The organism is Microbacterium sp. SD291 (assembly GCF_017355365.1).
In the GTDB taxonomy this organism is placed as follows: domain Bacteria; phylum Actinomycetota; class Actinomycetes; order Actinomycetales; family Microbacteriaceae; genus Microbacterium.
In genome coordinates, this window is the sequence record NZ_JADIJR010000006.1 from 103626 (window position 1) to 123786 (window position 20161).

At 69.0% G+C, this 20161-nt stretch carries 21 protein-coding genes, 1 tRNA gene and 1 riboswitch; of the genes, 7 read left to right on the forward strand and 15 right to left on the reverse strand.

Annotated elements, in window-relative coordinates:
- Positions 1 to 12: 12 nt before the first annotated feature.
- The 4 genes from IPV10_RS05420 to IPV10_RS05435 form a co-directional block, all read right to left on the reverse strand.
- Positions 13 to 1683: a stealth family protein gene (locus IPV10_RS05420; protein WP_207481215.1), complete on the reverse strand. Its 1671-nt coding sequence runs from the start codon at positions 1681 to 1683 to the stop codon at positions 13 to 15.
- Positions 1684 to 1780: 97 nt separating this feature from the next.
- On the reverse strand, positions 1781 to 3421 hold the full coding sequence (locus IPV10_RS05425; RefSeq protein ID WP_207481216.1) for a DNA repair helicase XPB: 1641 nt from the start codon (positions 3419 to 3421) through the stop codon (positions 1781 to 1783).
- Between the two features lie 28 nt (positions 3422 to 3449).
- Positions 3450 to 5153 carry a helicase-associated domain-containing protein gene (locus tag IPV10_RS05430; protein WP_207481217.1) on the reverse strand — a complete coding sequence of 568 codons (1704 nt, stop codon included), beginning with the start codon at positions 5151 to 5153 and terminating at the stop codon, positions 3450 to 3452.
- Positions 5154 to 5163: 10 nt separating this feature from the next.
- Positions 5164 to 5439, reverse strand: a complete 276-nt coding sequence (locus IPV10_RS05435; RefSeq protein WP_207481218.1) for a multidrug ABC transporter ATPase — start codon at positions 5437 to 5439, stop codon at positions 5164 to 5166.
- A 95-nt stretch (positions 5440 to 5534) separates the two neighbouring features.
- On the opposite strand from IPV10_RS05435, the gene IPV10_RS05440 reads away from it, so the two are divergent.
- Entirely contained in the window at positions 5535 to 5915 is a 381-nt protein-coding gene (locus IPV10_RS05440; protein WP_207481219.1) for a cold-shock protein, read from the forward strand.
- The gene (locus IPV10_RS05445) at positions 5899 to 6561 is read left to right on the forward strand and encodes a DUF3027 domain-containing protein (protein ID WP_207481220.1); all 663 of its coding nucleotides are present in this window, start codon (positions 5899 to 5901) and stop codon (positions 6559 to 6561) included. Before IPV10_RS05440 ends, IPV10_RS05445 begins: the two co-directional genes overlap by 17 nt.
- 167 nt (positions 6562 to 6728) lie before the next feature.
- On the opposite strand, the gene serC is transcribed toward IPV10_RS05445, so the two are convergent.
- Complete coding sequence (gene serC, locus IPV10_RS05450; protein WP_207481221.1) at positions 6729 to 7841, reverse strand: phosphoserine transaminase; 1113 nt, start codon at positions 7839 to 7841, stop codon at positions 6729 to 6731.
- Between the two features lie 98 nt (positions 7842 to 7939).
- Between serC and IPV10_RS05455 the strand changes: the two genes are divergently transcribed.
- From IPV10_RS05455 to IPV10_RS05470, 4 genes are all read left to right on the forward strand, one after another.
- The gene (locus tag IPV10_RS05455) at positions 7940 to 8641 is read left to right on the forward strand and encodes a metal-dependent transcriptional regulator (RefSeq protein WP_207481222.1); all 702 of its coding nucleotides are present in this window, start codon (positions 7940 to 7942) and stop codon (positions 8639 to 8641) included.
- A gap of 374 nt (positions 8642 to 9015) precedes the next feature.
- On the forward strand, positions 9016 to 9726 hold the full coding sequence (locus IPV10_RS05460; RefSeq protein WP_307861068.1) for a M23 family metallopeptidase: 711 nt from the start codon (positions 9016 to 9018) through the stop codon (positions 9724 to 9726).
- Between the two features lie 328 nt (positions 9727 to 10054).
- Positions 10055 to 10552, forward strand: a complete 498-nt coding sequence (locus tag IPV10_RS05465) for an HNH endonuclease (protein ID WP_207481224.1) — start codon at positions 10055 to 10057, stop codon at positions 10550 to 10552.
- 49 nt (positions 10553 to 10601) lie between these two features.
- Positions 10602 to 10675 (forward strand) — tRNA-Arg (locus IPV10_RS05470).
- A gap of 8 nt (positions 10676 to 10683) precedes the next feature.
- Here the strand turns inward: IPV10_RS05470 and IPV10_RS05475 are convergent.
- Genes IPV10_RS05475 through idi form a run of 8 tightly spaced genes read right to left on the reverse strand, consistent with a single transcriptional unit; the run spans position 10684 to position 18575 of the window.
- Positions 10684 to 12870: an MMPL family transporter gene (locus IPV10_RS05475; RefSeq protein ID WP_207481226.1), complete on the reverse strand. Its 2187-nt coding sequence runs from the start codon at positions 12868 to 12870 to the stop codon at positions 10684 to 10686.
- 32 nt (positions 12871 to 12902) lie between these two features.
- The gene (locus tag IPV10_RS05480; protein WP_207481228.1) at positions 12903 to 13790 is read right to left on the reverse strand and encodes a prenyltransferase; all 888 of its coding nucleotides are present in this window, start codon (positions 13788 to 13790) and stop codon (positions 12903 to 12905) included.
- Entirely contained in the window at positions 13787 to 14128 is a 342-nt protein-coding gene (locus tag IPV10_RS05485) for a lycopene cyclase domain-containing protein (protein ID WP_307861069.1), read from the reverse strand. Before IPV10_RS05485 ends, IPV10_RS05480 begins: the two co-directional genes overlap by 4 nt.
- Complete coding sequence (locus IPV10_RS05490; RefSeq protein ID WP_207481230.1) at positions 14125 to 14472, reverse strand: lycopene cyclase domain-containing protein; 348 nt, start codon at positions 14470 to 14472, stop codon at positions 14125 to 14127. The genes IPV10_RS05485 and IPV10_RS05490 overlap by 4 nt, the downstream gene beginning before the upstream one ends.
- Positions 14473 to 14474: 2 nt before the next feature.
- Positions 14475 to 16070 carry a phytoene desaturase family protein gene (crtI, locus tag IPV10_RS05495; RefSeq protein ID WP_207481232.1) on the reverse strand — a complete coding sequence of 532 codons (1596 nt, stop codon included), beginning with the start codon at positions 16068 to 16070 and terminating at the stop codon, positions 14475 to 14477.
- A complete protein-coding gene (locus IPV10_RS05500; protein WP_207481234.1) occupies positions 16067 to 16972 on the reverse strand; it encodes a squalene/phytoene synthase family protein in 906 nt (301 codons plus the stop codon). Before IPV10_RS05500 ends, crtI begins: the two co-directional genes overlap by 4 nt.
- Entirely contained in the window at positions 16969 to 18051 is a 1083-nt protein-coding gene (locus IPV10_RS05505) for a polyprenyl synthetase family protein (protein ID WP_207481236.1), read from the reverse strand. Before IPV10_RS05505 ends, IPV10_RS05500 begins: the two co-directional genes overlap by 4 nt.
- Before the next feature lie 2 nt (positions 18052 to 18053).
- The gene (gene idi, locus IPV10_RS05510) at positions 18054 to 18575 is read right to left on the reverse strand and encodes an isopentenyl-diphosphate Delta-isomerase (RefSeq protein ID WP_207481238.1); all 522 of its coding nucleotides are present in this window, start codon (positions 18573 to 18575) and stop codon (positions 18054 to 18056) included.
- Between the two features lie 75 nt (positions 18576 to 18650).
- Between idi and IPV10_RS05515 the strand changes: the two genes are divergently transcribed.
- A complete protein-coding gene (locus IPV10_RS05515) occupies positions 18651 to 19310 on the forward strand; it encodes a MarR family winged helix-turn-helix transcriptional regulator (protein WP_207481240.1) in 660 nt (219 codons plus the stop codon).
- Here IPV10_RS05515 and IPV10_RS05520 read toward each other — a convergent pair.
- Positions 19304 to 19648: an Lsr2 family protein gene (locus IPV10_RS05520; protein WP_207481242.1), complete on the reverse strand. Its 345-nt coding sequence runs from the start codon at positions 19646 to 19648 to the stop codon at positions 19304 to 19306. The genes IPV10_RS05515 and IPV10_RS05520 overlap by 7 nt on opposite strands.
- A gap of 42 nt (positions 19649 to 19690) precedes the next feature.
- A complete protein-coding gene (locus IPV10_RS05525) occupies positions 19691 to 20017 on the reverse strand; it encodes a multidrug efflux SMR transporter (protein ID WP_207481244.1) in 327 nt (108 codons plus the stop codon).
- A gap of 10 nt (positions 20018 to 20027) precedes the next feature.
- Positions 20028 to 20095, reverse strand: a riboswitch (guanidine-III (ykkC-III) riboswitch).
- Between the last annotated feature and the right edge of the window lie 66 nt (positions 20096 to 20161).

Genomic DNA, 20161 nt, shown 5'->3' on the forward strand with positions numbered 1-20161 from the left:
GCGAGATCGAGGCTAGAGCTCGAACGAGCTCGCTATCGAGAACCGTCTTTCGAGAAAGTCGGTGAGCAGCGTCGAGACCTGCTCCTGGCCGGCCGCATCCACATCCGTGTCGTTCAGACAGACCACGTCGAGTCGTCCCTGGTACGAGAACCATTCGAGCCTGAGCGCAGCCCTGGGGCCGGCGATGTCGACGTAGTCGTACGCGATATCACCGACCACCGCCCGCTGCAGCGCGAATGCGTGGAAGTGGTACAGGGAAGACGCGATCGAATGGTCCTCGGCGGCGCGGAACTTCGATGATGCGACCGAGCGGAAAAGATCCGGATGCTCGGCTTCCATGTCCTGCAGCACACTGCGCAGCTGCGGGTGAGGGGTGTGCTTGAACTTGTTCGTCACGGTTCTCCCATGGTGGAGGATCATGAACTCGCGTCCGTTCTTCGCCGCCGAGAGCACGGGGAGATCCCGGGGCGATGCATCGTCGATGTCGAGGGGTGCCCGTGAAGGGAAGAACTTCGACAGTCCACTGCTTGTGAAGAACAGCTCCGGGCTCACCGGACGCATGAAGAACACGTCGTCGTTCATGTACACGTACCGTTCGCTGAGCCCGGGAATGTGGTGGAGCTGAGACTCGATCGCGTGCGAATTGAACACCGGCAGCACGCTCGCATCCGAGAAGATCTCACGATGATCGACCATGGTGATCCTCGGATGCTCGGCGTTCAGCCAGTCGGGCACCTGCCGGTCGGTGACGATGTAGATGTGATCCACCCAGTTGGCATACGCCTCGACGGAACGCAGCGAGTACTTCAGTTCGTCCCGGTTGGCGTAGCGCGAAGGATTCAGCGCGGTGTCGTTCACCTCTTCATCGTCGATGCGCCCTGAGGCGCGTCTCTTCCGCGTCTGCCACTGCGGATCATCATCGTTGACCCACGTGTAGACGACATCGATGGGCTCCGTCACGTGATACAGGTGCGGTCCTGGCCAATCGAGGGCGTGATCGCCGCCGACCGCCCGGATCCATGCCTGCGGAGTCAGGTATTCCACGAACGGTCCGCGCCGTGACGATCGTCGACGCACCGTTCCGGCGACGTGCGTCGATCCGTCGGCACGGGCCTCGCCCTCTCGCGTCCGCACCCACGGCTCGATCGCCACGCTCTCCCTCGGCGTGGACATCAGGTGCCCGCTCGGTCCGACGATGCGCCGCGAGACGACGATGCGGAACACGCCACTCGGTCGACGACGTGACGCTGCCGCAGTGAGCGCTCGGTGTCTCGCGTCCTCGATGCGAACCGACCACCCGTCTGCAGCTCGCAGCTGCGCCAGCGCATCCAGCGTCGAGTGAAGCTCGTCCTGCCTGATCACCAGAATCGGGTCGAAGGGCACGAGGTTCGGAAGGCGCACGTACTCGACTCCCGCAGCGCGGAGAGCATCCCCGACCTGCGACACGTTCTGCGAGACCGAGCGGATCGCGTCATAGCCTCGCTCCATCACCGTGACCGGACCGCCTGCGGACCTCAGCGTTCGTGAGGCGGCACCGGCAGCGCTCAGATGCGCGCGCAGCGCGCGCTGCCTGCGCTGCCAGGCGTGCTCTTCGCGACGGAACCGTTTGAGCCAGATCACCAGATCGACGGGAAGCCTGTTGGCTGCCCATCGGATGAAAGCCGGCAGAGTGTCGTTCGCCATGATTCGACTGTGCGAGACGGCGCCAGGAAGTCCACTGGGTTGACAACTTCGGCGAGACTGCCGCCGGCTGCTCCTTCGAGCGCGGAGCCCGCCCTGATCAGGCCGCGATCGCGTCCGCGTCCATGATCGTGTAGCTGTATCCCTGCTCGGCGAGGAACCGCTGACGGTTCTGCGCGTAGTCCTGGTCGATCGTGTCGCGGGCGACGAGCGTGTAGAAGCTCGCGGTGTGGCCGGACTGCTTGGGCCGCAGAAGCCGGCCGAGGCGCTGCGCCTCCTCCTGGCGGGAGCCGAACGACCCGGAGACCTGGATCGCGACGGATGCCTCGGGCAGGTCGATCGAGAAGTTCGCCACCTTCGACACCACGAGCAGCTGGATCTCGCCGTTCCGGAACCGCCGGTAGAGGTCCTCGCGCTCGTCGACGGGCGTCGCCCCGGTGATCTGAGGGGCGTCCAGCGCCTCGGAGAGGGTGTCGAGCTGGTCGAGGTACTGGCCGATCACGAGGATCTGCTCGTCGGGGTGCTTCGCGATCAGCTCGCGGACGGCGGTGATCTTGGCCGGAGCCGAGGCCGCCAGGCGGTAGCGCTCGTCGTCGGTCGCCGCCGCGTACTCGAGCCGGTCGCTCGGCGGCAGGTCGACGCGCACCTCGTAGCAGACGGCGGGGGAGATGAAACCCTGCGCCTCGATCTGCTTCCACGGGGCGTCGAACCTCTTGGGCCCGATCAGGCTGAAGACGTCGCCCTCGCGGCCGTCCTCGCGCACGAGCGTCGCGGTGAGGCCGATGCGGCGGCGCGCCTGCAGGTCGGCGGTGAGCTTGAAGACGGGAGCGGGCAGCAGGTGCACCTCGTCGTACACGATCAGCCCCCAGTCGAGGGCGTCGAGCAGGGCAAGGTGCGCGTACTGGCCTTTCCGCTTCGCCGTGAGGATCTGGTACGTGGCGATCGTGACCGGCTTGACCTCCTTGGCCTGGCCGGAGTACTCGCCGATCTCCTCGGGGGTGAGGCTCGTGCGCTTGAGCAGCTCGTCGCGCCACTGGCGGGCGGAGACGGTGTTGGTGACCAGGATGAGCGTGGTCGTCTTGGTCGCGGCCATCGCCCCGGCGCCGACGATCGTCTTCCCGGCACCGCACGGGAGCACGACGACACCTGAGCCGTCCTTCGAGAAGGCGTCGACGGCATCCTGCTGGTACGGGCGGATGTGCCAGCCGTCCTCCGCCAGATCGATCTCGTGCGGCGTGCCAGGTGTGTAGCCGGCGAGATCCTCGGCAGGCCAGCCGATCTTCAGCAGCTCCTGCTTGATCTGTCCGCGCGCCCAGGCGTCGACGACGAAGATGTCCGGGGAGGGGTGCCCGATCAGCAGCGGCTGGATGCGCTTGTTGTTCGCGACCTGCGTGAGCACGGCGGGGTCGGAGGACCGAAGGATCAGCGTGCCCTCGTCGTCGCGCTCGATGACCAGCCGGCCGTACCGGTTCACCGTCTCGCGCAGGTCGACGGCGACCGACGGCGGCACGGGGAAGCGCGACCAGCGGTCGAGGGTCTCCAGCATGTCCTCGGCGGAATGACCGGCGGCGCGCGCGTTCCACAGGCCGAGGCGGGTGATCCGATAGGTGTGGATGTGCTCGGGTGCGCGTTCCAGCTCGGCGAAGATCGCCAGTTCGTGGCGGGCGCTCTCGGCGTCGGCGTGGGCGACCTCGAGGAGCACGGTGCGATCGCTCTGGACGATCAGGGGTCCGTCAGACATAGCTGTCCAGTTTACCGGGCTGTCCGGTTCACGGGGCGACGATGGATGCGGCGCGGATGCTGGACACCGGCAGGGTGCGCTCGACGTCGGCTGCGCGATCTCTCCCGCGCAGGCGACCGCCGCCGAGCCCCGTGGCCTCGAGGAGCAGCTCCCTGGTCGAGCCGTCCGGCATCCCGACGGTCACCCGGAGCACGGCCCTCGCCCGCACGGCGGCTTCGAGCTCGCGATCCAGCCACGCGGCATCCGCATCGGGCCCCTGATGCGCACGCAGCGCGGTGATGAGTCTCGTATGGTCCGGGGGAGGGGCGGGTGCGGGCTCCGCGAGCGGATGCCGGTCGCCGGTGATGACCGCGCCGTCCTCGTCGACGAGGGTGGCGGGATAGCGGGCATCTGTGAGGGCCCAGTACACCGTGTCCCGTCCGACCCGGGTGCTGAGCGAGCCGACGTGCTTCGCCAGCGCCAGCGGTCGCAGCCCCTGGTCGACGGCCAACGCCTCGATGAGGTGATGGTCTGCGCTCTCGATCCGCGTCCGCCCGGTCTCGGCATCGGTCGAGACGCGCACCAGGCCGTGCCGCTGTGCGGTCTGCGAGACGAGGTACCTGAGCGGCTGGGGGATGCCGGTCAGGGAGAGCGTCTCGAGGAAGTCCAGGATCGACGTCTCGGTCTCGCCGACGACGAGACCGTGGGCGATCGACTCGGAGGTGAAGCGGTACGACGACGCCTGCGCGGCCGACTCGCGTGCGGCGACCGTGCGCAGGCGGACGTCGAGGGCCGGAGCGAGAGGGCCGGGAGCGATCGCGGTCAGGTCGTTCTGCAGGAAGATCCGGTCGACCTCGACCGGCAGCAGTTCCGTGAGCGCCGTCGCGTCGACGGCCTCACCGCGGCGGACGGGGCCCGACCAGGCCGGCTCGGTGTCGTCGTCCGCGGTCAGCCCGAGGAGCCTCGCGTGCTCCATGAGAGCGCTGCTGCGATCGGCCCATGCCGGATCCCACGGGTGCGCGAGCGGCCAGGAGTCGACCGGCGTCCATCCGGCGCCTCGGCGCACCCCGCGCGGGAGCGCGTCACGGAACCCGGTGACCAGCACTCGCCATCTCTCGGCGACGGAGGCGCGCAGCCAGTCCTCGGCTCGGGTGGTGGTGCGGAGCCTGCGCTCCTCAACCACGGCCAGCCGGGCTGCGAGGGCGATGGCGATCAGCGGATCGACGGAATCCGTCGGCATGCCGGCCTCGACCAGCTGCCGCTTCTCACCCGCGCTGATGTTGCCGCCGGCGAGCAGCGAGAACGGCCTCTCCCTGGCGAGCAGCAGCAGATCGGCGATGGCCGACACCGTCGTGAACGCCCGCTCGGCGGCGTGCGCTGCCGCGACATCCCCGGACTCGGCGGGCGTGAGCTCGTCCGCCTGCTCGGGCAGGGGGCGCCCGGTGACGATCGCAGCGACCGGAGGCCACGGGGCGCCGTCCGGGCGCAGCAGGCCGAGGGCGGTGAGCGTCGCCCGCTCCGGTCCGTCGTCGACCGCACCCGACGCCGCTCGCAGCAGAGCTGAGGCTTCGGCGCCCGTCAGAGTCTGCACGGCCTTCGTCACGGAGGCCGCGTCCAGCAGCGCCTCCGCGGAGTCGAAGAAGTCCTGCCACGTCGCATCCGCCCGAACGCCCCGCGCCGCGAACAGCGCCGCCAGATCCGCATCGCTCGCCGCGGCGAGCCATTCGGCCAGCGGTCGGGCGTGCGTGCTCATGCGAGAGTCCTCAGGGCCGCGATGCCGCGCGACCCTTCCGGATGAAGCTCATCGCCAGGAGCGAGATGATCAGCACGAATGCGAGCGGGAGGCCCCAGTACGGGATGCCCGCGATGACCGGCCATGCGCCGTGACCGAAGGCTTCCTGATCCATGCCGACGGCCGTGCCGATGATGATCGCGAAGAAGCAGGCGATGGATGCTGCGGCGATGCCCAGCGCGGTGAACGCGAGGATCCGGTCCACTCGGCGGACGGGAACCTCCGGCTCCGGACTGTGCGTGCTCATCCGTCACAGCCTAGCCGCTCGGCGACCGGTAGGCTGGTGACGGCCGCTCCCACGCGCGCCGTCCAGCTCCACACCGATTCAGCGAGGTTTCTCCCATGCCCACCGGCAAGGTCAGGTTCTACGACGAAGACAAGGGTTTCGGCTTCATCGCCACAGATGACGGCCAGGACGTCTTCCTGCATGCCTCGGCGCTGCCCGCGGGCACCGCCGTGAAGGCCGGAGCCCGCGTGGAGTTCGGCGTCGCAGACGGCAAGCGCGGTCTGCAGGCGCTCTCGGTGCGCGTGCTCGAAGCTCCGCCGAGCCTGGCGAAGGCGAAGCGCAAGCCCGCTGACGACATGGCGATCATCGTCGAAGACCTCGTCAAGCTCCTCGACGGCATCGGCGGCGATCTCCGCCGCGGCCGTTATCCCTCCTCCGGACACGGCCGCAAGATCGCGGCCGTCCTGCGCAAGGTAGCCGATGACCTCGAAGCCTGAGGCCGATCAGCGGCTTCTCGACGCCCACGATCTCGCGCTGGCCGCACTGCGCGAGATCACTCCGGCGTCGACCATCGGACCGGCCGCCGGCTACCTCCTCGAGGACGACGGCTCCGTCTCGCTCCGGTTCGCGAACCGGCTCCCCGGCTATCCCAACTGGTACTGGACCGTCACGGTCGCCCGCGTCGAAGACGAGGAGCCGACGGTGCTGGAGGTCGAGCTGCTTCCCGGCGACGGGGCGCTCCTCGCCCCGGAGTGGGTGCCGTGGACCGAGCGGCTCGCCGAGTACCGCGCGCACCAGGTCGAGCTCGCCGAGCAGGCGGCCGCGGCTGCCGCCGATGCGGATGAGGTCGACGAGTTCGTGGCAGGCGAGGACGACGACCTGGACGACGAGGACGACGAGCTCGATGATGACGAGCTCACCGAGACGCGGGTGCTGCACGCAGGGGATCTCGACGGCGTCGACATCGACGAGCTCGACGACTCTGCGAGTTCCGACGACGACTCTGACGCTGACGAAGAGTCAGAGGATGATGCGGACGACTCCGACGATTCCGATGACGAGGACGACTCGGACGACGATTCCGCTGACGAGGACGACTCGGACGACGACTCCGATGACGAGGACGACTCCGAAGAGGAGTGACGCGGCGTGACTGCGCTGCGGCGCGGCATCCGCTCGTGCTGCGGGCTCCGCGTGTTCGCGCTGCCGGAGTCCGACTCGCGCTGCTGTTCCCCTGTCGCGCTGCAGAAGTCACAGCAGCGCGACACGGGATGGACAGCGCGACACGGGATCAGCGCCGCGCGCGGCCGTTACGAGCCGGAGTTCTCCAGGACGTGGTCGATCGCGCGGGTGAGCTGACGCACGTCGTCCGGCTCGATCGACACGAACGTCGCGACGCGCAGCTGGTTGCGGCCGAGCTTGCGGTACGGCTCGGTGTCCACGATTCCGTTCGCGCGCAGGGTCTTCGCGATCCCCGCCGCGTCGATGCTGTCGTCGAAGTCGATCGTGACGACGACGGGGGAGCGGTGCGCCGCGTCCGTGACGAACGGTGTCGCGACCGCTGACGCCGTGGCCCAGTCGTACAGCACGCCGGAGGACTCCGCGGTGCGAGCGGCGGCCCACTCCAGGCCGCCGTTGCCGAGGATCCAGCTCAGCTGGCTGTCCAGCAGATGCAGCGTCGTGAGTGCGGGCGTGTTCAGCGTCTGATTCAGGCGCGAGTTGTCCACGGCGTTCTTCAGGCTGAGGAACTCCGGGATGTATCGCCCGGACGCAGCGATCCGCTCGATGCGCTCGATCGCGGCCGGCGAGACCGCCGCGAACCACAGGCCTCCGTCGGAGCCCAGGTTCTTCTGCGGGGCGAAGTAGTACACGTCGGCCTGCGAGGCGTCGAAGTCGATGCCGCCGGCCGCGCTGGTCGCGTCGATCACCGTCAGCGCGCCGTCGGCCGCGACGCGCTCGACGGGTGCGGCGACACCGGTGGACGTCTCGTTGTGCGGCCACGCGTACACGTCGACACCGTCGACGACCTCAGCGGGCACCCGGGAGCCCGGCTCCGCCTTGCGCACGTCGGGGGCGTCGAGCCACGGGGCCGCGGCGGCTGCCGCGAACTTGCCGCCGAACTCGCCGAATACCAGGTTCTGGCTGCGACGCTCGATCAGGCCGAAGGCCGCGGCATCCCAGAAGGCGGTCGATCCGCCGTTGCCGACGATGATCTCGTATCCCTCAGGGAGCCGGAACAGCGCCGCGAGCTGCGTGCGCACGCTTCCGACGAGGTTCTTGACGGGTGCCTGGCGGTGCGAGGTGCCGAGCAGGCTCGATCCCGCTGCGAGCAGCGCGTCCAGCTGCTCGGAGCGCACCTTCGAAGGACCGCAGCCGAAGCGGCCGTCAGCGGGCAGGAGGTCTCGGGGAATCTCGATCGCCATGCGTCGATTCTAGGGCGTGCCGACCGCGCCGTTTCCCCGTGTGAAGCCGGATGTCCGGCCGGGAATGTAGGCTTGCCTAAGAAGACCCGGAGGGCCAGATGACCGACTTGATCGACACCACGGAGATGTATCTCCGCACCATCCTCGAGCTCGAGGAGGAGAACATCGTGCCGCTGCGCGCGCGCATCTCCGAGCGTCTCGGTCACTCGGGTCCCACGGTCTCGCAGACCGTCGGGCGCATGGAGCGCGACGGTCTCGTCGTCGTGTCGGAGGACCGCACTCTCGAGCTGACGGATGCCGGCCGCCGCAAGGCCGTCGACGTGATGCGCAAGCATCGCCTGGCGGAGCGCCTGCTCTCGGACGTGATCGGCCTGGACTGGGCGTTCGTGCACGAAGAGGCCTGCCGCTGGGAGCACGTGATGAGCGAGCAGGTGGAGCGCCGGCTCGTCGAGCTGCTCGGCCACCCGACGGAATCGCCGTACGGGAACCCGATTCCCGGGCTCGACCAGCTCGGCGACCTCCCCGCCCGCACCTTCGACGAGGGCGTCATCGGCCTCGTCCAGAAGCTGAACGCCGCAGGCGGGCCCGTGCAGGGCACGGTGCGGCGCCTGGCCGAGCCCGCGCAGGTCGATCCCGAGCTGCTCGAGCAGCTGCGCGACGCCGGCGTGATGCCCGGCGCGAAGGGCGATTACCGCTTCAGCGAGGGCTACGTGCTGATCCAGATGGACGGCAAGGACGAGGGCCTGGAGCTTCCGGTGGAGCTGGCCTCGCACATCTTCCTGGTGGGCGACCCGGCCTGATCCGCGCCCCGCGCCGCGCCTGGGTGAGGACGCCGAAGGCGACCGGGACGGGCGCTCTGCGTGGATTGCCAGGTTCGCAGGGTGACACGATCGTTATCTTCCGGTAACCTCGGACAGGTCGCCAGCGAAGAAGCCCGCTGGCGATGACCGTGAAGATTCGCCTTCCAGGCTCGTCGTCTTCCCGGCAAGAACGCACAAAGTACCCGAGCTACACACGTGCCACGAGAGCAGAGTGCCGACGAGCCAGCGCTACCCGAAGCGTGCAGGCGCAGGAGGATCACATTTTGGTCAGAGACATCGAATCGCCCGCGAAGAGAACTGAAGATCGAGTGGCCACCCGCCAGACGGGAGCGCGAGCAGGCTCGCGTAAGGTCGTGAAGCCTCTCCGATCGATCGCCATCTTCGGAGCAGTCGGTGCTCTTGTCGCCGCTGTCGCCCTGCCGGCGTACGCCGCGACGAAGCCGGCCGAATCCGCGACCACGATCCAGCAGCTGGCTGCGGTCGACGCGCAGTCCCTCGTCGTCGCCTCCGCCGCGACCGCCGCTCCGCTGAGCCGTGGCACGTTCACCGCCACGACCCCCGATGAGATCGCGAAGAAGAAGGCCGAGGAGGCCGCCGCGGCCCGTGCCGCATCGGTCGCCAAGACCGCAGGCTTCGACATCGGCAACTACGCTCTGGTCGCACCCGGTTCCGGCGAGGTCCGCTACCCGCTTCCCCAGGGCTCGTACACCGAGGGCCGGACGATCGGCGGCGGGCACAACGGCGTCGACATGCTGGCGCCGCAGGGCACTCCGATCTACGCCGCCGCGGCCGGTGTCGTGCGAGCCTCGGCCGAGAGCATCGGCGGATACGGCGTCTGCGTCATGATCGACAGCGTCGTGGGCGGTCAGCGCGTGCAGACCACCTATGGCCACATGACCTACGGCTCGCGTCAGGTCCAGGCGGGCGACACCGTCGCCGCCGGCCAACTGATCGGCGTCGTCGGCAGCACCGGCCGTTCCACCGCCAATCACCTCCACTTCGAGGTCTGGGTCAACGGCGGGCTGATGGAGCCGTACTCCTGGCTCGCGGCCAACGCCGGCTGAGCCGCCGCGCATCCTGCTCCGTCCCTGACACGCCTCCGTCCGTTCACCGGGAGTTTTCGCCCGATGGGCCGCGGATGGGTTAGCCTGAACCCGTTGTCGCACAGGCGGGAGAGGCTGATGGACCGAATACCGAGCATCCGAACCATGGATGCCCTCGGTCGTCACGTCCTCCAGCATCGGCCGCAGGGATGCCACGGCGCTGCCGTGCGCGAAAGGCGCTGTCTCTAGACAGCGCCTTTTTTCATCCCTTCGGACACTCTGCCGCCCGCGCGATGCCGTGTGAGTCGAGAGTGCCGGGAAGCCGTCCCGGCGGATCGAGAGGATGATGATGCGCACACTGGTCCTGAACGCCGGATACGAGCCGCTCGCGGTCGTGTCCTTCAAACGAGCCCTGGTCCTCGTCATGAGCGACAAGGCGACGGTGATCGAGCGCATCGAGGACGACCCCGTCTGGGGCAGCCACGGCGTGTACGACCGGCCGGCGGTCATCATCCTGTCCCGCTACGTCCGGGTGCCGACGAGCCGGCGGGTCCCGGTGACCCGCCGCGGCGTGCTGCGCCGCGACAATCACCGCTGCGGGTACTGCGGCAAGGCGGCATCCACGATCGACCACGTGCTTCCGCGCTCCCGCGGGGGAGCGGATTCCTGGGAGAACCTCGTCGCGTGCTGCCTGCGATGCAACAACGTGAAGAGCGATCGGACGCCGCAGGAGATGCTGTGGCAGCTGCGGATCACCCCGCGCCCGCCGCACGGAACGTCGTGGACGGTGCGCGGAACCGAGCGCAGCGATCCCCGCTGGGAGCCGTACCTCGCCCTCGCCGCCTGACCGGTCTCTGCGGGGCGGGGCCGACGCGTCCCTTAGACTGGTTCGGCACGCCCTCGTAGCTCAGCAGGATAGAGCAGCCCTCTCCTAAAGGGCAGGTCGCTGGTTCGAATCCAGTCGAGGGCACTCTCCCCTCAGTCCTCGCCGCGCCGCCACAGCTTCGAGGGCCACCAGATCGCCTTCCCGATGTCGTATGCCAGCGCCGGGACGAGCAGCGAGCGCACCACGAAGGTGTCGAGCAGCACCCCGAACGCGACGATGAACGCCAGCTGCACCAGGAACAGGATCGGGATCACCGACAGGGCGGCGAAGGTCGCGGCGAGGACGAGGCCCGCCGATGTGATCACGCCTCCGGTGATCGAGAGCCCTCGGAGCACGCCCTCCCGTGTGCCGTGCTCGATCGACTCCTCGCGCACCCGCGTCATCAGGAAGATGTTGTAGTCGATGCCGAGCGCGACCAGGAAGACGAAGCCGAAGAGGGGAACGGCGGGGTCGGCGCCCGGGAACGCGAGGATGCCGTTGAAGACGAGCGCCGAGACGCCCATGGCGGTGCCGAACGAGAGGACGGTGGTCAGGATCAGCAGCACCGGGGCGAGGATAGATCGCAGCAGCAGCATCAGGATGAACATGATCACCACGAGGATGACCGGGATGATCAGGGTGCGGTCGTGGATCGACGCATCGTTCGTGTCGATCGCGGTCGCCGTCACCCCGCCGACCACGGCACCGAGATCGTCGAGCTCGGTGCGCAGGTCGCGCACGGTGGCTGCTGCGGCATCGGAGTCGGCGGCATCCGTCAGCGTCCCCTGCAGGAGCACCTCGCCGTCGACGACGGTCGGCTCCGGGGCGGAAGACCCCGGTGCGCCGATCGCCGAGATGCCGTCGTCCGTGACCGGCGCCGATCCGCTGGGCGATTCGGATGCCGTCACCGAGACGCCGTCGATGCCGTCGTCCGCGAGCAGCACGTCGGCGGCATCCTGCAGCTCCTTCTCCGCGACGACCACATACACCGGACTGCCCGAGCCGCCGGGGAAGTGCTCGCCGAGGGCGATCTGACCGTCGCGCGCATCCGACGATCCGAGGACCAGATCGGACTGCGGCACGCCGGACGCGTCGAGCTGCCCCACGCCTGCCGCGCCGGCGAGGAGGGCGAGCGTGGTGAGGATCCAGATCAGTCGCGGGCGCCGCTTGACGAGACCCGCGACGCCGGCCCACAGTCCGGTCGTGCGCGTGCCGTGCTCGGCGGCGACGACATCCGGCTCGAACCTCGGGCGCCGGGGCCAGAACACCGCGCGGCCGAACAGCAGCAGCAGCGCGGGCAGCAGCGTGAGGGCCGCGAGCATGGCGAAGACGATGCCGATCGCGGCCACGGGACCGAGGGTGCTGTTCGATTTGAGGTCGCTGAGCAGCAGGCAGAGCAGGCCGGCGATCACCGTGCCGCCCGACGCCGCGATCGGCTCGAAGGAGCCTTTCCATGCGGCGAGGACGGCCACTCCCTTGTCCTGGGCCGTGCGCAGCTCCTCCCGGAATCGCGCCACGAGGAGCAGGGAGTAATCGGTCGCGGCGCCGATCACCAGGATGAACAGGATGCCCTGGGTCTGACCGCTCAGCAGAAGCACCTCGAGCTTTGCCAGCCACCACACCACGAGCAGCGCGACGCACAGTGCGAACAGGCTCGTCGAGAGCACAACCAGAGGCAGCAGGAACGAGCGGTACACCAATACGAGGATGACGAGCACGGCGAGCAGCGCGACACCCAGCAGCAGTCCGTCGATGCCTGCGAACCCTGCCACGAGGTCGGCGCTGAACCCGGCCGGGCCTGTGATGTGCACCGTCACGCCGTCGGGAGACGCGTCGCGCAGCTGATCGCCCAGTGCGGCGATCGTGTCCGCCAGCTCCGCGTCGTCCTCGATCGGGATGAACGCCTGGACGCCTCGCCCGTCGTCCGAGGCGAGCGCGGGGGAGACGTCCTCGCTCACGCCCTCCACCGAGGGCGCATCGGCGACGGCATCCGAGATCGCCTCGAGATCCGAGTCCGAGAGATCGCCATCGGACGTGAACACCGCGATCGAGGGGATGCTGTCGCTGTCGTTGAACTCGCCGAGCAGCTTCTGCACCTGCGTCGCATCGGCGGACTCGGGGAGGTAGCTGGTCTGATCGTTCGACGAGACTTCGTCGACCTTGCCGAACAGCGGACCGCCGAGACCCGCGCCCACCAGCCACACGAGGATCAGCGCGACGGGGAGGAGGACGCGCACCCACGAGTGCCGGCGGGAACGCTCGCGAGGCGGCGGGGTGGGCGCGTGATCGGGTCGGGACATCGGGTTCCTCTCGGAGAACGGTGCAGGGGGAGTCAGGAGTTCCAGGCGAGGACGAGGATCATCGTCGCCAGGAAGCCGCTGAAGTAGTTGAGCAGGATGAAACGGCGCCACGCCCGATTCGTGCTGCCTGAGCCGTGGTCGGTGACGTTCCACCACGGTGCGGCGTTCACGATGTAAGGGACGGCGAGGAAGCCGGCCAGGGGGCCCGGCCATGACGTGAACACCATCGCGACGCCGGCCAGCGTCCAGAGTGCGATCGCCAGCCGCACGGTCGCCCTGGCTCCGATCGCGGTCGCGACCGAGCCGATGCCGGCCTCGCGGTCGGGGGTGATGTCCTGCACTGCACCGAAGGCGTGGGCGGCCATGCCCCACAGGAGGAACGCCACGAGGACGAAGACGACAGTGGGGGTGACTGCGGCCCCGACCAGGGCGAGACCCACGATCGCGGGCGTCACGAAGTGCAGGCTCGAGGTCGTCGAGTCCAGGAACGGACGCTCCTTGAACCGCAGTCCTGGCGCTGAGTAGGCGATGACCGCGAACACGCTGACCGCCAGCCAGAACCAGGACGCAGGATTCCCGACTGCGACGAGATAGACGAGGAACGGCACGTTCGTCACGAGCGCCGCCCACAGAGTGGCCCGATGGAGGCGCGGGGCGAGCAGGGCGCCCTCGATGCCGCCCTTGCGCGGATTCGCGAGGTCCGAGGCGTAATCGAACACGTCGTTGATGCCGTACATCGCCAGGTTGTACGGGATGAGGAAGAAGAGGGTCCCGATGATCAGGGTCGCGTCGATCTCGCGCGTGGTGAGGAGGTGGGCGGCGGCGAAGGGGAACGCCGTGTTGATCCAGCTGACGGGGCGCGACGAGAGCACGATCTGGGCGAGATCGTGCCGAAGCGGGCGCCGGATCGGGGAGGTCATGCGTCGTCCCCGCCCTCGGCGCCCGGCTGGGCCCGCGCTCGCCGGTTGCGCAGAGCCGACCAGAGCGCCGGAAGGAGCACGGCTCCGGCGAGCGGGTATGCGAAGTCCTCCAGCGGAGCCAGCCCGATGCGGACGCCGAGAAGGTGCGCTGCGGAGTAGTGGAAGAGCCCGGACGCGATCATCACCGTGTCGAACACCGCAGTGAGGAGGACGAGGACGAGGAGCGTCAGTCCGGTCGCGCCGAGGTGAGCGCGGCGCCGCGGCATGATCAGCGCGGGCACGAGCGCGATCAGGATCGCGCCGGCCACGAACAGGGCGGAGAGCCCGAAGTACGTCACGGTGCCTCCTCGCTGTCGTCGCGACGTCGGCCGCGAGCCTTCAGGATGCGCACGGCACCGGTGTAGACGATCATCGTGCACACCACCAGGAACAGCAGGAACACCGGCTCCTCGATGGGCAGCTCAGGTGCCAGCAGCAGCCCGGTGGCCACCGCGCTCTCCCCCCGGAAGAAGATGCCGGCGGCGATGCCGGCCGCATCCCAGGCCAGGAAGAACAGCACGCCCGCCGCGGTCACGACGGACGCCGAGACCGCATCCCGCCAGAAGAACAGACGGAAGCGCCGGTCGAGGAGCAGCATGCAGCCGAGGGCGACCAGCAGGGAGGAAAGATACAGGAACCCCATCGTCAGGCCTCCACCCGAGCGGCGCGTGCCGGCTCCGTCAGGGGACCCGCGGAGTGATCGCCCCTGATCCGCTTCAGCACGATCTCCGCGCTGATGAGGCACATCGGCACACCGACTCCCGGGGCGGTGGTGGCACCCGCGTAGTACAGGCCCGACACGCGACGCGATGCGTTCTGCGCCCGGAACATCGCGCTCTGCGTGAGGATGTGGGCGGGCCCCAGCATCCCTCCGCGCCACGAGTTGTAGTCCTCGAGGAAGTCGGCCGGGCCCGTGGTCTTGCGCACCACGATGCGCTCGCGGAGGTCATCGATTCCCGCCCAGGTCGCGATCCGGTCGATCGCGGCGTCCGCAGCGCGCTCGATCGCGGCAGAGCCGCCGCCGTCGGAGCCTCCTCCGCCCAGAGCGGCGTCGGCGGGGATCGGCACGAGCACGAAGAGGTTCTCGTGCCCTTCGGGGGCCACCGTGCTGTCGGTTGCGCTCGGCCGGCAGACGTACGTCGACGCGGGCGAGGGGATCGACGGCGCGTCGCCGAAGATCGCGTCGAAGTTGGCATCCCAGTCCTCGGTGAAGAACAGGGAGTGGTGCGGCAGCTGCGGCAGTGAACCGCGGATGCCGAGCATCACCAGAACGGCCCCGGGACCGCTCGTGCGCCGCTGCCACCACGAGTCGGGATAGGTGCGCAGGCCGGGCGGCAGCAGCGCCGTCTCGGTGTGGTGAAGATCCGCTCCAGAGACGACGACGTCGGCATCCGCGGTGTGCGCGAGTCCGTCGGCGCCCTGCCACCGGATGCCGGTCGCGGCGGCAGCGCCGGATGCGACGGTCGTGCGGATGGCCGTCACCTCCGCATCCGTCACGATCCGCACTCCCGCGTCCTCGGCGAGCTCGGCGATCCGCTCGACGACCCGCCAGAACCCGCCCTGCGGATAGCTCACGCCCTCGTCGAGATCGAGAGCGCTCATCAGGTGGTACATCGCGGGCGCGGTGCGGGGGTCGGTGCCGAGGAACACCGCGGGGTATCCGAGCAGCTGACGGATGACCGGATCGCGGAAGCGTCGGGCGGCGAACGACTGCAGCCGTGTGCCGAGCAGCGTCAACATGCGGGGGAGCGCCTTCAACACCTCTGTAGTCATCAGCGTGCGCCACCGCGTGAAGGGGTTGTAGAGGAAGTACCGCTCGGCCATGACGCGTGCATCGTGCGCCGAATCGAGATACGAGGCCAGCGCCCGCGCGGCACCGGGCTCGCGCGATTCGAACAGGCGCGACACCGCTGTGCGTCCGGCGGGCACGGTGACGGACGGCGACGGACGCCCGTCCGCCGCAGGGGACCGGAAGACGCGGTATCCGGGATCGAGGGGCGTGAGATCCAGCTGCTCCTCGGTCGAGGTGCCCATCATCGCGAAGAAGTGATCGAAGACCTCGGGCATGAGATACCACGACGGCCCGGAGTCGAACCGGAACCCGTCGCGCTCGACGGTGCCGGCGCGTCCGCCGATCCGGCTGTTCTTCTCGTAGACCGTCACCTCGTGACCGTCCCGTGCGAGCAGGCCTGCGACGGCGAGGCCGGCCACTCCCGCGCCGACGACGGCGACGCGACTCACCGGCTCCGCTCCATCGTCGTGACGAGCACCGACCGCGCGGCCAGCAGCGCCTTCACGGGGTCGGGCACGCGCACCCTGCGCTCGTACAGGGTCGCGACCGGGGTCTTCGCGACACGCCGTGTCAGAGCGGAGAACAGCGCATGGGCGCTGCGCACGGCGGCGCGGGCGTCCTTGGGCAGGAGGGGGATCGACAGAGCCGCGTCGTCGAGCTGAGCGGTGATGGTGCGGACCCAACCGTCGCGGTCGGCGTCGGTGAGACGGCCGCGCTCGCCGAGATAGCCGCGCTGCAGTCGCTCGGTGTCATCGGCGAGGTCGCGCAGGAAGTTGACGTTCTGGAAGGCTGCGCCCAGCCGGCGGGCTCCGTGCGTGAGGATCTCCTGCTCGCGCGTCGCGCGTCTCTCGGCGCGGAGGAAGACGCGCAGGCACATGAGTCCCACCACCTCGGCCGATCCGTGCACGTAGTCCTCGTGCGCCTCGGCGTCGTACTCGGTGAAGCCCGCGACGCTCGCGATGTCGGCGGCCATCGAGTCGAAGAAGGGCTGCGTGAGGTCTTCGCCGATCCCGCATTCCCTGGCCGTGCGAGCGAAGGCGTGCAGCACGAGATCGGAGCTGTAGCCGATCCGCATCGCCCGGTGCGTCTGCGCCGCGTACGACACGAGCGCGCTGGTCTGGGCGGACTCGTCGAGTCCCGCCTGCGCGGCGACGCCGTCGACGATCTCGTCGGCGATGCGCACCATCGCATAGATGTTGCGGACATGCTGGCGGTGCCGCGCGCCGAGCAGTCGAGTCGCGAGTCCGAAGGACGTGGAGTAGCTGCGGATGACCTCGGTGGATGCGGTGTCGGCGGCACGGCTGAACCGTCCCAGACTCTCGCCGGGGGCGTCGTGCGGTCCTGGCGTCATGCGCGGCGTCCCTCGAGGCGGGAGGCGGACACGAGGACAGCCCGCGCCGCATTCGCGCTGATCTCCCCGGTCGCCTCCGCCTCGGCCATCAGCGCGCGGACCGCGTCGAGCTGATCGTCGATGAGGCCCGTGACGAATCGCTCGGCGCCGCACTCGCGGAGCAGGTCGCGCATGCCGATGGTATCCTGCAGGCTCAGCGCTGCCGAGCCGAAGCGCGGCGCGATGCGCGACCAGGTGCTCGTCGTCCTGGCGAAGGCGATGATCGCCGTCTCCTTGCCCTCGCGCAGGTCCGAGAACGCGTCCTTGCCGTGCGTGCGGTGGTCTCCGAACGCGCAGAGCACGTCGTCCTGCAGCTGGTAGGCGAGGCCGAGGTGCCGACCGGCCCGGCGCAGGGCCTCGTCGGCAGCCGGTGATGCGCCGGCGAGGAGCGCGGCGACGCGAAGGGGCAGGGTGAACGAGTAGGCCGCCGTCTTGTTGGCGCTCATGCTGAGGACGGTGCTCAGATCGGACCCGAGCATGCCGAGGCTCAGCGCGACGTCCGTGTGCTCGCCCGCGACGGTCTCGCGGATCGCCTCATCGACGAGATCGAGCAGAGCCGATCGGGTGCCGGAGGGAAGATCCGCGCGCGAGAATCCCATCAGTGCTGCGGAGAGGAGCAGATCGCCCATGAGGATCGCGCTCGAGCGCGCCCAGTGGAGCCGGGCTTCGTCGTCGCCGGTGCCGCCGCGCGCGGCGAGCTCTCCGATCAGGTTCGGCCGGCCGCGCCTGGTCAGATCGCCGTCGATCACGTCGTCGTGCAGGAGGAAGGCGTAGTGCAGGAGCTCGATGCAGGTCGCGATCTCCACTGCGGCATGAGGAGGGTGCTCCGCGTCGGCATCCGGCGTGAGCGCGTGATGGACGTCGAGCAGCAGACACGGCCGGATCAGCTTGCCGCCGAGCGCATGGTCGGCTGCGGTCCGCCACAGCGACGCGAACTCCGCGCCGTAGGCCTCGGCCGCCTCGGTGTGCTGGGAGAACCTGTCGCGCAGCGCATCCTCGACGCGTGCGCGCGTGTCCTCGCGGATGGCTGTCGCCTTCATCCTCAGAAGCCGCCCAGGTCGCGCAGCAGTGGCAGCTGCTCTCTGAACCACGGGCTGAACGCGAAGGGAGCCAGCGAGGCCGCCTCCGACAGATCGCCGGGGTCGGCCCACACCCACTCGGCGACCTCCTCGGCGCTGGGCGCGAGGTCGCCGTCGATCACCGCGATGTGCACGGGGCAGTGCTCGTTCTCGACGATCCCGCTCGCATCGACCGCCCGGTAGCGATAGTCCGGTATCAGCATGGTGAGACCGGTGAGCCCGATTCCGAGCTCCTCGCGAGCCCGCCGGCGCACGGCATCCGCCATCTCCTCGCCGGGTCGGGGATGGCCGCAGAAGCTGTTGGTCCACACTCCGGGCCAGGTGCGCTTCGCGAGCGAGCGACGGGTGACGAGCATCCTGCCCCCGGCGTCGAAGACGTGGCAGGAGAACGCGAGATGCAGCGGTGTCTCGGTGGTGTGGACCTGATCCTTCGGCATCGTGCCGATGGGCGTGCCGTCAACGGCGAGGAGGGTCACGTCGTCCACCGGTTGCTCCGTCCATTTTGCTAGCTTGGCTAATAGTCAACTTATCATGAAGTATTTGATGTGTAGCATGATGCCATGGACATCGGATCGGACGCCACCCCCTTGCCGGGCGGCGCGAGCGATCCGGGCGAGCGCCGGTCTCCTGACGGGCTCACGCACGCCGCGATCTACGATGTCGATGCGAGCGATCCGCGGAGCACGCTGATCGACCGGAGCGGCGTGCCGCCGGAGGAGCTGCGCCAGATCGCCCGCCTCATGGGCGCGCTCGGCGACCTGCGCGACGCCGAGCAGCGGCTGTCCCAGGCATCGCGTCGCTACATGCGGCTGAACGAGACCGACATGCGCGCACTGCACTATCTGATCGTGTGCGCGAATCGCGGTGTGATCGCGACCCCGTCAGGCATCGCGGGGCATCTGAGCATCTCGACCGCATCCACCACGAAGCTGCTGGACAGGCTGGAGCGGGGCGGGCACATCCTTCGGGCGCCGCACCCCACCGACCGGCGGGCCCTCGCGATCACGATCACGCAGACGACGCGTCATGCCGCGATGGAGACGGTGGGGCGGCAGCAGGCGAAGCGCTTCTACTCGGCTGCGCGGCTGAGTGCGCAGGAGCGCGACGTCGTCATCCGCTTCCTCACCGACATGACTCAGGAGATCTCCCTCACGGACGAGTCCTGGGCGCAGGAGGGAGCGACGGCTCCGGATCGACCCGGAGCCCCCGCGATTCAGTGAGCCGCGTTGTACGCCTCGACGACAGGGGCAGGAATGCGTCCGCGTTCGGACAGCGAATACCCGTTGTCGTTCGCCCATGCCCGGATGGCCGCCACCTCGGGATTGCGGCCAGGGCGCTTGCGAGGCGAGGCGACGCGCGGGGCATTCGAGGTCCCGGCGCGGCGTCCGGCTGAGATGTACGGCTCGAATGCCTTTCGCAATTCCTCTGCGTGCGACGCATTCAGGTCGATCTCATAAGAGGCGCCATTCAGCGAGAAATGCACAGTCTCGCCTTCACCGACTTCGAGGACGCTGCCATCGATATCGTCGACCAGCTGATGCACAATTCTTCTCGCCATGGAAATGACGATACCGTCGTGCGGGAATTGCGACAAGTGCGCTCATTCGTGACCGGGGCCGATCAGCTTGAGCCCCACTATGCACCCGACCAGGCCCATCAGCAGCAGGATTCGCAGCCAGGAGATCTCGGTGTCGCCGGTGATCATCGCCCAGATGACGGTGAGCGTCGCGCCGATCCCGACCCACACCGCGTAGGCGGTGCCCGTGGCGATGTCGCGCATTGCGAAGGCGAGGCCCAGCATGGACAGGATCAGGCCGACGCCGAAGATGACGCTGGGCCACAGCCTGGTCAGCCCTTCGGACTTGCCGAGCGCTGTCGCCCAGACGGCCTCGAGCACTCCGGAGATGATCAGTACGATCCACGACATGACGGTCCTCTCGGACCAGTCTTTGCGCTCACCGGGTACTGGTCTGCCTCGTCCGGAGCCGGGGTTCGCCGACCGCTCTCCATGCTAGCGAACGGGCATCGGCGCCGGCTGGGCAGCGGCAGGGCATCGCTGCGCAGCCGCTCT